The 11268-nt window shown below is 44.5% G+C and carries 14 protein-coding genes; 5 read left to right on the top strand and 9 right to left on the bottom strand.

Going from position 1 to position 11268, the window contains the following annotated elements:
- Positions 1-59: 59 nt before the first annotated feature.
- The gene (locus AACT21_RS01065) at positions 60-947 is read right to left on the bottom strand and encodes a LysR family transcriptional regulator (RefSeq protein ID WP_013868239.1); all 888 of its coding nucleotides are present in this window, start codon (positions 945-947) and stop codon (positions 60-62) included.
- Positions 948-1072: 125 nt separating this feature from the next.
- Between AACT21_RS01065 and AACT21_RS01060 the strand changes: the two genes are divergently transcribed.
- The 3 genes from AACT21_RS01060 (at position 1073) to AACT21_RS01050 (ending at position 3054) form a co-directional block, all read left to right on the top strand.
- A complete protein-coding gene (locus tag AACT21_RS01060; protein ID WP_094163593.1) occupies positions 1073-1711 on the top strand; it encodes an NAD(P)-dependent oxidoreductase in 639 nt (212 codons plus the stop codon).
- Positions 1712-1826: 115 nt separating this feature from the next.
- Positions 1827-2549, top strand: coding sequence for a sulfite exporter TauE/SafE family protein (locus AACT21_RS01055; protein WP_013868241.1), 723 nt, complete (start codon positions 1827-1829; stop codon positions 2547-2549).
- Between the two features lie 73 nt (positions 2550-2622).
- Complete coding sequence (locus AACT21_RS01050) at positions 2623-3054, top strand: YccF domain-containing protein (RefSeq protein ID WP_026027764.1); 432 nt, start codon at positions 2623-2625, stop codon at positions 3052-3054.
- 78 nt (positions 3055-3132) lie between these two features.
- On the opposite strand, the gene AACT21_RS01045 is transcribed toward AACT21_RS01050, so the two are convergent.
- From AACT21_RS01045 to AACT21_RS01025, 5 genes are all read right to left on the bottom strand, one after another.
- The gene (locus tag AACT21_RS01045; RefSeq protein WP_176430172.1) at positions 3133-3999 is read right to left on the bottom strand and encodes a glycerol kinase; all 867 of its coding nucleotides are present in this window, start codon (positions 3997-3999) and stop codon (positions 3133-3135) included.
- 184 nt (positions 4000-4183) lie between these two features.
- Positions 4184-4591, bottom strand: a complete 408-nt coding sequence (locus tag AACT21_RS01040) for a hypothetical protein (protein ID WP_047687629.1) — start codon at positions 4589-4591, stop codon at positions 4184-4186.
- On the bottom strand, positions 4588-5079 hold the full coding sequence (locus tag AACT21_RS01035) for a methylated-DNA--[protein]-cysteine S-methyltransferase (RefSeq protein WP_094163590.1): 492 nt from the start codon (positions 5077-5079) through the stop codon (positions 4588-4590). The genes AACT21_RS01040 and AACT21_RS01035 overlap by 4 nt, the downstream gene beginning before the upstream one ends.
- A 1-nt stretch (position 5080) precedes the next feature.
- A complete protein-coding gene (locus AACT21_RS01030) occupies positions 5081-6433 on the bottom strand; it encodes a DNA-3-methyladenine glycosylase 2 family protein (RefSeq protein ID WP_094163588.1) in 1353 nt (450 codons plus the stop codon).
- 177 nt (positions 6434-6610) lie between these two features.
- Positions 6611-7501 (bottom strand): LysR family transcriptional regulator, encoded by an 891-nt coding sequence (locus tag AACT21_RS01025; protein WP_013868248.1) that lies wholly within the window; start codon positions 7499-7501, stop codon positions 6611-6613.
- Between the two features lie 148 nt (positions 7502-7649).
- On the opposite strand from AACT21_RS01025, the gene AACT21_RS01020 reads away from it, so the two are divergent.
- Positions 7650-8009, top strand: a complete 360-nt coding sequence (locus tag AACT21_RS01020; RefSeq protein ID WP_013868249.1) for a DUF413 domain-containing protein — start codon at positions 7650-7652, stop codon at positions 8007-8009.
- Between the two features lie 266 nt (positions 8010-8275).
- Here the strand turns inward: AACT21_RS01020 and AACT21_RS01015 are convergent, their stop codons facing one another.
- Positions 8276-8527 (bottom strand): DUF3081 domain-containing protein, encoded by a 252-nt coding sequence (locus AACT21_RS01015; RefSeq protein ID WP_017044957.1) that lies wholly within the window; start codon positions 8525-8527, stop codon positions 8276-8278.
- 311 nt (positions 8528-8838) lie between these two features.
- Here AACT21_RS01015 and nagB point away from each other — a divergent pair, with 311 nt between their 5' ends.
- Positions 8839-9639, top strand: a complete 801-nt coding sequence (gene nagB, locus AACT21_RS01010) for a glucosamine-6-phosphate deaminase (protein WP_013868251.1) — start codon at positions 8839-8841, stop codon at positions 9637-9639.
- Positions 9640-9766: 127 nt separating this feature from the next.
- On the opposite strand, the gene AACT21_RS01005 is transcribed toward nagB, so the two are convergent.
- Together AACT21_RS01005 and AACT21_RS01000 are read right to left on the bottom strand one after the other, a co-directional pair.
- Positions 9767-10063 (bottom strand): bactofilin family protein, encoded by a 297-nt coding sequence (locus AACT21_RS01005; RefSeq protein ID WP_305951630.1) that lies wholly within the window; start codon positions 10061-10063, stop codon positions 9767-9769.
- Positions 10064-10071: 8 nt separating this feature from the next.
- Positions 10072-11019 carry a M23 family metallopeptidase gene (locus tag AACT21_RS01000; RefSeq protein WP_094128595.1) on the bottom strand — a complete coding sequence of 316 codons (948 nt, stop codon included), beginning with the start codon at positions 11017-11019 and terminating at the stop codon, positions 10072-10074.
- Between the last annotated feature and the right edge of the window lie 249 nt (positions 11020-11268).

The following is an 11268-nucleotide window of genomic DNA, read 5'->3' as shown; positions in this document are numbered from 1 at the left end:
ACACTATGTTTAATCTAGCTAATAATATTGATTAAATTATTAGCTAGAATGACTTAACGCTAAGCGATGAGATCGTTTTTCCAGCTTTGAGCGATGAAATCAATGAATTGGCGAACCAATGGGGTTTGATAGCTACGAGAAAGATACACAGCCCATAGTGCGCTGCTTGGGCTGTGAAACTCTGGCAAAACGCGTACTAGTGTTCCTGAGGCGATAAAGACATTTGCAAGATCGCATGGTAGCCGTACGATGCCTTTGTGATGTAGGGCAGCACGGCATAAAATTTCCATATCATTAGCGCGGATGTTGCCATTCACGGTGACAGAGAGCTGTTCATTGTCTTTAACCACATCCCACTTGTTATTACTCATGTGCACAAAGCAGTTGTGCTGGGTTAAGTCATTGGGTGTATTGATAGGAGGGTGTTGGTTGAGATAGCTAGGGGAAGCGCATATGACGGTGCCGACGCTCATTAAACGGCGAGCGATGAGCGTATCATCCGGCTGTTGGGTAAAACGCAGGGCAATATCCACGCGTTCATCGACCAGTTGTGAAAGGCGATCTGAAGCGACAATGTCAATTAACACATTGGGGTGTCGTTGCGTGAAGTCTTCAACAACGGCCAATAACATGTTTTGAGCAAGGCCTATCGGCGCGGCAATGCGAATGGTACCGTTTAAGAGTTGTGACTGTTCCAACGCCCGTGTTTCAAGTTCGGCAGTTTGGTGCAAAATTTGTTCGCAACGGATTAAAGCCTCTTCACCGGCGGTGGTTAGGCTGACTTTGCGTGTCGTGCGGTGCAGTAACCTCTGCTTTAACCAATCCTCAACTTCTTGGACATGACGTGACACTTGTAATCGACTTAAGCTCAAGTTGTCTGCGGCTTTGGTAAAACTGGCAGTATTTGCCACTTCGATAAAACTGCGCATGGCGGTTAGTCTGTCCATGGTAGGCCTTTATTAGATACGAATATTGATACAATCTACATCATTTTTGAGTGTTTTTCCTCCTTCGTTTAACTACTAGACTACAATTGTTGTCGAGAAACAGAAACCGAATGAGGAAATAAATTATGAAAATTGCAGTATTAGGCGCATCAGGTTGGATTGGTAGTCACATTGTCAATGAAGCAAAAGCACGGGGCCACGAAGTGGTAGCGTTAGTGCGTGATTCAAGTAAAGTCGATGCTGAAGGTGTTAGCGTTCAACAATTTGATTTACAACAGCCTTTGTCAAAAATTAGCGCTGCGTTAGCTGGTGTTGATGTCGTGATCGCTTCTATCGGCGGACGTGCGGCTGGCAACCACGATATTGTTGCAGCTACAGCGCAAAAACTGCTGTCGGATCTACCGCAAGTGGGTGTGGATCGCCTACTGTGGGTTGGTGGTGCGGGTTCATTGGAAGTCGCTCCCGCTATCAAATTGGTGACCGTAGAAGGTTTCCCTGAAGAGTACAAAGGGGAAGCATTAGCGCAAGGCGAAGCGTTGGATCTCTTCCGTGCGAGTACAAGCAAGGTTAATTGGACATTTGTTAGCCCGGCCGCTGAGATTTTTCCGGGTGAGAAACAAGGTGCTTACCGTGTGGGCGGTGACGCTCTATTGTCTGATGCTGAAGGTAACAGCAAAATCTCAGTCAGTGATTATGCCCTCGCGATGATCGATGAGTTAGAAAGTGCCGCTCACCCTCGTCAACGTATTGGTGTTGCTTACTGATACCAGACCGATAGATCCATTTGGCTATTCTCTTGATCGAAAATTGCTGATAACGTGAACGAAGTAATGCTCTCTATGGGCATTACTTTTCTTTGTTTCGCTTATAGGCATTTTAATGGAAATGTTCAGTAGTACGGCGCTTATCGCCATGTTTCTTATTTTCTTGGGTTCATTTGTGCAAACGGCGATTGGTTTTGGTTTAGCGATCGTCGCAGCGCCCTTGCTGTTCTTGATCTCCGCCGATTACGTTCCTGCCCCCATTTGTATCGTGGCGCTGTTTATTTCTATCTTGAACGCCTTAAAGCATCGCTCGAACATTGAGCTCGGCGGTTTAAAAATGGCGCTGATTGGTCGCGTTCCCGGTTCAATTGCGGGCGGTATCCTTCTGGTTTTAGTCTCGACGGATGTACTGGCGTTATGGCTTGGTTTATTGGTGTTATTTGCCGTGGCTGTTAGTTTATTGCCGTATCGCATCGAACCTACCCCGATAAAAATGGGTATTGCGGGTTTTTTCTCCGGCTTCTTTGGAACTAGTTCCGCGATTGGTGGGCCGCCGATGGCGTTGATCTTACAGCATCAAGAAGCGAATCAGTTGCGTGGCAATCTTTCGGCATTTTTTGTGTTTAGCTCGATCATCTCTTTGATTATTCAAATACCGGCAGGTTTTCTGACGTTACATCATTTATGGATAACGATTCCGCTTATCCCCTCAGCTTGGTTGGGCTATAAGTTGGCGATGATGACCACGCAATCACTGCCCAAAGATAACATCCGTTTCGCCGCGTTGCTGCTTTGTACGATAAGCGGCGTTACGGCGGTATGGCATGGTTTAGCCTAGCGTTAATCTTCCGTTCAGGTCATTCAATGATACTGAAAGAGTTTATGGGTCTATTTTATACGGAGTAGTAGTGATGAGAACAATCGGCAATATTATTTGGTTTTTACTGGGCGGAGTGTTTATGGGGCTCGCTTGGTGGTTTTTTGGTCTCCTTGCCTTTATCAGCATTATTGGCATTCCATGGGGGCGTGCTTGCTTTGTTATCGGTAACTTTTCGTTTTTTCCTTTTGGACAAGAGGCGATTTCCCGTGATGAATTGACCAATCAGCAAGATATTGGTACCAGCCCATTTGGCTTAATCGGCAATGTGATTTGGTTTGTTTTCGCTGGTTTTTGGTTAGCCGTTGGTCATATTTTATCGGCGGTGGCGTGTTTTATTACCATCATTGGCATCCCTTTCGCACTACAGCATTTGAAACTCGCGGTTATTTCTTTGGCTCCGATTGGTAAAACCATCGTCCCGAAAGAAGAGGCGGCGAGAGCTCGCTATTCTTCTTATCGTTAATATAGGTTTTGTTTTTGCTCCTTTTCTCTCGTGTTGCTCTCTCAGTGACGAGGGGAAGGGGGCATCTTGCCAACGCGATTAATACGCTTTAATCCCAAACTCTCGCAGTTTTCTAGGCAGAATCTCATCTAAATGCGTAATGTCTTGCGGATGAATATTAATCAGAGCAAAGCCGTGATCGTGGTAAATCGCTTGTGTGTGTAAGCGCGTTTTTTCGTCGGTTGCGCCATCATCTGAACCCCAATATTGTAAATAGACTTTCCCTGTTGGCAGATAAAAATCGCACATCACATCAGCTTCTATCGGCAACTGACGCTCATAAGCGTGGACGACGCCCGCCAAATAGAGCCAATTATCGATCAATAATTCGCCGGTTGAGCGAACATAGTGGCCGTCTAAGGTGCGATGTTTTGCCTCAAATTTTTGGCGAAAGTTGGACAATGATTTATCGGTCGATTGGCTGTGAGCCTCTTGCCCTAAAAATTCGACGATGGATTGTTTCAGACGTTTATGGCGAGTCACCGTATCATGCCAAACAACAAATAATTGCTCAGAAGCTTTGTCTTCACGTTGCTGGGCGCCAGCTCTGAGCCCAGCCTCCGTTACTTGCCAGCCTTTTTCTGTTTTAGATATCCAGCCTAACTCACTCAATAGTTGATTTATTTTTTTGGGGTTGAGCCTGAAATGATCGCCAAGCTGAGTGGCACTTAACGTTTTCCCGCTGGTGGCTTGTGTGTCGACGAGCAAGTTTTCCGGCCAGACAATAAATTGGCCATATTGCGTGTGCTGGGCGTATTCGCCGCCAAATTTTGCTCCCAGTTCTGTTAATAGCCACTTGTTGTCGAAGCGGTTAATGTACCCTGCTTTTTGGAGGTTACTGAATAGTTGTTTAGCGTCTGTATTACGCAATTTAGCCAGTGCCGAGGTTGACAGTTTTTCTGCCATCATTATCTCCTTATTTCACGAGATCCATTTAATTCAACAGTCTGATATCTCTACCTTACTTGAATTTTGGGTAAATGACAGAGCGAGTGTGTGCGATGGTTTTTAAAATAGATAAAAGCTTAATTTTTGAGCTTAGGCGCGGGTAAACATGAGTGAGTAGAAGTGGTCATTGCGTTAACGCGAGTTATTGGCTCGCGTTTTCTACTCCAGACGGTTTAGCTTCAACATTGCCTGTTTTTACCCATACGTTACTCAATTTATACATGGCGCAGACACTGCATGTGAGCACTTCTCCTTTGCCATGGATCACAAGCACGATATCTTCTCGTTTTTCTTTCGAGTTATTGCGTAGCTGGATCGTGAGTTGATTACCATCCACGCTGTAAGCGCGAGACCAGTGCTGAGTTTTAGATTCAGCACGTACAATACCCTCTTCGAAAATTAATAAGTCATCATTGAACTGGTTGTCATAAGTCCCTTTGAACTCATAAGTTTCACGGTTTAACCAACGTTCAAGGTCATCTTGAAAACAGCCTTGCAAAGTGGCTGTAAGGACGAGAATACTGATTGATTTTGCCGTAGATCTTATCATGTTGCTGCAACCTCTGTTGTTGTTCGCTCAAGTTCTAATAAGCTCGCTTTACGGTTTAAGCCCCCCGCATAGCCAGTGAGTTTACCACTTTTTCCGATCACTCTATGGCAAGGAACGATGATCGAAATTGGATTTCTACCATTGGCCAAGCCGACAGCCCTTACGGCTTTGGGGTTACCGATCGCCTCTGCAATCTGTTGGTAGTTCCAAGTTTCGCCATAAGGTATCTTGCATAATGCTTGCCACACAGATTGTTGGAACTCGGTGCCTTTTGCCGCTAAAGGTAAAGTAAATATAGTCCGTTTCCCGGAAAAGTACTCATCTAACTGTTTGATAGTATTGATGAGTATAGTGCAGTGTTCGGATTTTACCCCTAACTCTGTTGGCATGGTGGTTTCGGTTTCAAACCAAGCCCCCAGCAAACCTTGCTCGCAAGCTTGCAATGTCATGATTCCTAAGGGGCTGTGATAGTGGGTGAAGTTATTCATATTAGTAATTCCAGCAGTGAAAGGTAGCGTAACTTCCCCAAGGTGAAACCTTGTCTGCGTTCAGCTCAGGAAAATGGCTTAAGGCCTTCTTAACCACCAAATCAGTGTCTAGAAAGCAATCTGAATCGGACTGACCTCTTAACCTAGCGTAGTTTACGGTCCACGGCCCAATACCTTTTAGTGAAAGCCAAGCATCCACATCGGCTTCAGGGTGTTGGCACATGAATTGAGCAAAGCGTGTTAAGGTCTCTTTTCGGCTGTGTGGCATCTTTAAAAAGTGCAAATCAAGCTGTGCGATTTGTTCCGGGCTTGGAAAGTAACTGCTCGTATTTTGAGCTGGGTTCACCGCATCGACTAATCGGTTGAGCTGGCCAATGGCTGCTTTTATCGAAACTTGTTGACCTAAAATAGCTCTGACTCCCGCCTCCCAACAATTCCAAACGCCGGGAATGCGGATTCCTGAACGAGTGACTAAACCCGGAGCGCAGTCTTCCAAATAGGCCTCGATGTGGCTGATGTCGGCTTCGAGGTCAAATAGGCGGCGTAGTTTTGCCACCAAGTAACGCAGTTTGGTGATGTCTTGCAACTCGAATTCAACCTCTAAATGGGTCTCAGAGGTTAAGCTGGCACGAAACCAGCCAGTCGTATTGTGTATGTTGAAGGTGCGTTGATAATGATTGTTACTGACCTGTTCAATGGCGTTTACTACACGTAATCGATAGAAATCTAGCATATGTTGCCAATCGAAAGGGCCGCGAAAAGAGAGTGTTAATAGGTTTTTTGTCATCAATGCAGTTTTAGATTGCCGCACTTGGCTGGGGGTCAGTTGCAACGTTTTGATAAACGCATCGTTAAAGCGGCGGGTACTGTTGAACCCACAAGCGAATCCTATATCGGTAATGGACAGAGCACTGGAATGCAACAACTGCTTAGCAAACATCAACTGATGGTACTGAGCATATTGTTTCGGTGACACTCCTAAATGAGTTTGAAACAGTTGTCGTAGGTAGCGGTCACTGATCCCCAAACGTTCGGCAAATTGAGCCAGATTGCTCGATTGTAATTCACCTTGCTCAATAAGCTTGATTGCACGCAAGAAGGTGGTTTCAACCCCTTTCCATGCCCAAGAATGAGGTGCACTGTCTGGGCGGCAACGCAGGCATGGCCGATAACCCGCTTGTAGAGCTAGTGCGGAGTTGGCGAAGTATTCAACATTCTTTTCTTTTGGCAGGGTTGCCGGACATATTGGGCGACAAAAGATGTTGGTTGTTTTGACGGCAACGAAAAATCGTCCATCAAATCGCGGATCACGGCTAGTGCGAGCTTGTTGGCATTGTTCTTTATCGAGTTCCATCCATGGTGCCATTTGGTATAACGAGCCTTATGCAGTTTTTATAAGCTAAGTGTATGCATGAATTCTGTCGATACTAGCCATTTTCGGAACTGGATGGCTTTTTCTGCGGTTTCTCTTGAAAAAGGATATTCATAACGCTGTATTCAATACCCGCTACAGCGTTATGAATTTGTTGGGTCAGTCGAGAATGACCTCGCCCGCTTGTTGTAATGAGTAAGCACTACTAGGGTTGATGTTTTTGACTAACTTTTCCACTTGCATAATGGCTTCTATCGATGAGCTGTTTTTTCGGTAGCTGAGGAAGATGGGACGCTGCCAATCTTCCACATTGTCAATTCGATACAATTGGCCAGAGTGGATAAAAGGTTCAACAAGTGAGGTAGGAAGGTAAGCGCTTCCCCCTTTTTCTAAAATGAAATCAAGTGCGATACGAGCCGTCGAGGTGCGCAAATAGGGGGTCGGCGTCTTCGGATGTCGCTCAGCATGCTCGGAGGCGAAACGGCTTCCCCAATCGACGTACACGTATTTATTATCAAAGGCGGTTTCCAGTGTGTCAGGACGCGTCGAAACCAACACAAGTACTAAATCTGCGACTTTTTTGCAGTTTAGCTCTTCGGCTTTAATTGGGTCAAAGGCAAACGCCATATCTAAGGTACGCTCCAGTAGGCTGCGGTTGAGCTGCTCGCGCCCCATGACTTCCGCCATAAAGCCATAACCGCTAAAAGCATCAGTCACAACGCTTAAACAGTTTTGTAGATGAGCATCCCAAACGTTGGGCGTTCCCCCTAATGTAAGCTGCAAAGCTCGGCCATTTTCCAAAGAGAGCTCAAACTTGGCTTGTTGCAAGGTTGCCACCATCACTTCGGCATAGCCAACGAGTCGTTCTCCTGCCGATGTGAGCTTTATGTTGTTGCGATCACGCGTAAATAGTTGAGCATCAAAATAATTTTCTAATTGCTTGATACGTGCGCTGACGGCGGCTTGGGTCAAATAAAGGTTTTCAGCTGCTCGCCCAAAATGACGTACTTTGGCGAGTTCGAGAAAAGTGCGAAAAACTTTTACATCCATATTAAATCCTCTGAAATTACCCCGTCAGATTAACAAGGAAGTGCAATTATGACGATAAAAAATTTTTGTTTTTCTTTTCGGAGATTTACGCCTAATTTTCGCGTGATCTATCGCTACATGGTAGTAGCGCCATTCACATGAGGTTGATATGTCTGAGACTGAATTCCGTCACGGAAAAAAACGTTTTTACGACAATACAAAGTTTCCACGAGGCTTTGCTAAGTCTGGTGATTTTACTCTTGCAGAAGAAGAACTTCTCGCCATTTATGGTGGTACCATGCTTGGTCTTGAATCTGGTGAACTCACGCCAGAGAATGCCGAAGAAGCTCATTTTGTTAAGGCGATTGAAAACCCAGGTAAAGCGAAATCTAAGTTAGAGCGTGTCTGGTTAAAATACACTCAACTTGCTCGCGGTCGTAAGCGTTTCCATACGTTGAACGGTCGCAATAAACCGGAAAGTGGTGACGATTATAATGATGAAGAAGTCAGCTTAACGGAAGAAGATTAATCTGTATCTCTAATGCAGGATCTTAAGCCGTAATTTGGTCAGCTTTCTCATTTATCTCTTCAGCCTTATTGTCTCAATAAGGCTGACAAATTCGCTTGCATCGCCTTTCATATAAGAGATCTCTGTGCAAAAGAGTGTGACTCAATCAAGATGAGAAAAGTGCTTTCGCTCAAAGCCCTAGTATTGATGACTCACTCGGGCTTTGCATTATCGCTACTCTGCTCATTTGGTCGCGCTTAGCCAATCCATGAGCTGGGTCAACACCGCTACTTAGCCAAAATGGCTACTTTTTTCAAAAAGCTGTCGCGTAGATGCTCTTGGTCATAATCGAGATGGTAGGTATTGTGGAAGCCAACTTTTAGCTCCACACCATTTCCTCGCATGTAAATGTTATAGCCGTCATAGTCTGAAAAAGCTTCGATACCTTCATAGATTTTCCCGAATTCAGTTGGTGTACCATGCGCCATTACTGTTTCATAAGCATGGAGAATTTTCGCGGGTTCAAGTTCGTTTTTCATGGCATTTGCTCCTTTCTTGCTTGTTACTCCAAGTATGGGTAATGAATGCACGCTTCGCCAGATAGTGGAGTGATAGCGACTCAAACTTTACTTAATTTTATAGATGAATTTTTATCTCATTTGGTTATAGCATGTGCCGTATTAGTTAAGCGTACCTGTAGAAATTGCTACAAATTTAAGCGCATTTCTGGTTGGGATTTGAAGAAAGAGCGAAAATTTGACCTAAAACAATGGCAGTTACTTAACACTTATTTTATAATGCGAATTAATGTTCTATTACACCATAATATTCCAATAACTAGGGGCCAATCATGAGACTTATCCCGTTAAAACAGGCTGCACAAGTCGGCAAGTGGGCAGCAGCACACATCGTAAAACGCATCAACGCATTCAACCCAACGGCAGACCGTCCTTTTGTATTGGGTTTACCTACTGGTGGTACACCATTGACGACTTATAATGCACTGATTGAAATGCATAAAGCAGGCGAGGTGAGCTTTAAGCATGTCGTGACATTTAATATGGATGAATACATTGGTATTCCTGAAAATCATCCGGAGTCATACCGCTCATTTATGTATAACAATTTCTTCAATCATGTTGATATTCAAGAAGAAAATATCAACTTACTGAATGGCAACGCACCAGATGTTGATGCAGAATGTAAGCGCTATGAAGACAAAATTAAATCATACGGCCGCATTAATCTATTTATGGGCGGTGTGGGTAATGATGGGCACATCGCGTTTAACGAGCCTGCTTCTTCACTTTCGTCGCGCACTCGCATTAAGACACTGACAGAAGATACGCGCATTGCAAACTCTCGCTTCTTTGATGGTGATATCAACCAAGTTCCTAAATACGCGCTAACGATTGGTGTAGGCACACTGCTTGATTCAGAAGAGATCATGATTTTGGTGACAGGCCACAATAAGGCGCTGGCTTTGCAAGCGGCCGTGGAAGGAAGCGTCAACCATTTGTGGACAGTCTCCGCACTACAACTTCATGCGAAATCAGTGATTGTATGTGATGAACCATCGACTCAAGAACTAAAAGTGAAAACCGTAAAATACTTTGCGGAATTAGAAGCAAAAAATATCGAAGGTTTCTAAGTCTCTCCCTGCTGGGAAAGGACATTCATAAACAAAAGGCCTGCTAACATCAGCAGGCCTTTTTACACTTTGTAGCAAATGGGACTTTCTATCAAATGGGGAAGTGCGAACGAAATCGGTAGTTGAATTAACCTTCAGCAGCGATTTTCGCTTCTTTTAATTCAACTACTTGTTTCTCCGGGGCAGGGTAGGTTACTCCATTAAAGCGCCCACCTTGTTCAATGCTCAAGTCGTCGCTATAAATAGACCCTGTGACGCTCCCTTTGCTTAAAATTTCAATTTTAGTCGCGTGACATGTGCCTTGGAACTCGCCATTAATGATGATATGGCCTGCGTACAGCTCACCATTAACCGTGCCTGTTTCACTAATGACGATGGTTTTATCAACGTGCAATTGACCTTCTACCGACCCGTCAATTTGAATGTCGCTTTCTAACCTGAGTTCCCCACTAATGGAACAGCCTTTTGCGATGAGAGTTGTAGCTGAGTGCTGACTCTTAGCTCGACTTTGTTTACTAAAGATTCCCATCGGATACCTCTTACCTTACTAAATATCGTTTCAAAATCATTCACGCCCCAATCAACAAAAGGTCTTGGATCTAATGAACGGCCGACAAATCGAATTTCATAGTGCAAATGTGGGCCAGAAGATAACCCACTGTTTCCAGAATAAGCAATTAAGTCGCCCTTCTGTACAAAATCGCCCCCTTTCACGGCAAATTTTTGCAAATGAGAATAGGAGCTGGTAAATCCATAAGAGTGCTGTAAGCGTAAAAAATTGCCTGACCCTTTATCACTGGCGCGAGTGACTTCGGCAACGCCATCGGCTGGTGCATAAATTGGCGTGCCTATGTTAACCGCAAAATCTTGCCCGCGGTGAATTTTGACGTTGCCAGTGACAGGATGAATACGCTCACCGTATCCTGACGAAATTCTCGCATTATGCACAGGTGCACCGCTGGGTATTTGGGTCAGCATCACCATTCTAACTGAAGAAGTGATAGCAGCGGTGTCTAAACGTGATTCTAATTCCGCTCCGCTTTCATCCATCCCCAATACTTTTTCAAGATCGCCGAGCCTGTCTGAAACAACTTGCATCTTTTCTTCTCGTTCGAGCAGGTCATTCTCTAAGCTGCTTTTTAGCTCCTTTAAAGAGGTGACTTCTTCGGTCAGTGACATCGACTGGCTCTCTAACTCTTGTTGCTTAAGTTTAGCAAAATCAACTTCATCAAGAAGGTAATAGATAACGCCGCCAGTGGCGAGAATGCTGGCAACCAGCACATAGCCAAAACCTTTTAAAAAATGTCGGAACCATTTACCGAGATGAAAGTGCTTCGTCCCATGGATGGATGAAACGGAAACAACCACTCTTTCTTTCATGAATTCGTTCACAGCGTCTATGGTTAACAGTACAGCCGATTCTAACAGGGAATGCTCAGGGTCAAAACATTTTGCGTTGTAAGGCTATACTCGTCCCACCTCTTATTGTTCGGTTTGTGAATTGGAGCGTATCCTTGGCCTGCTTTTAGAAGAAGATCCGATGTTGTTAGTAAAAAAAGCCATATTAATGTATGAGCTCATATTAATATGGTTTTGTGTATATAAGTTACAAAATAGACAATATGGAAG

This window comes from Vibrio sp. V08_P9A1T1 (genome assembly GCF_963874405.1).
GTDB lineage: Bacteria > Pseudomonadota > Gammaproteobacteria > Enterobacterales > Vibrionaceae > Vibrio > Vibrio anguillarum.
This window is presented reverse-complemented; position numbering and strand designations above follow the sequence as displayed.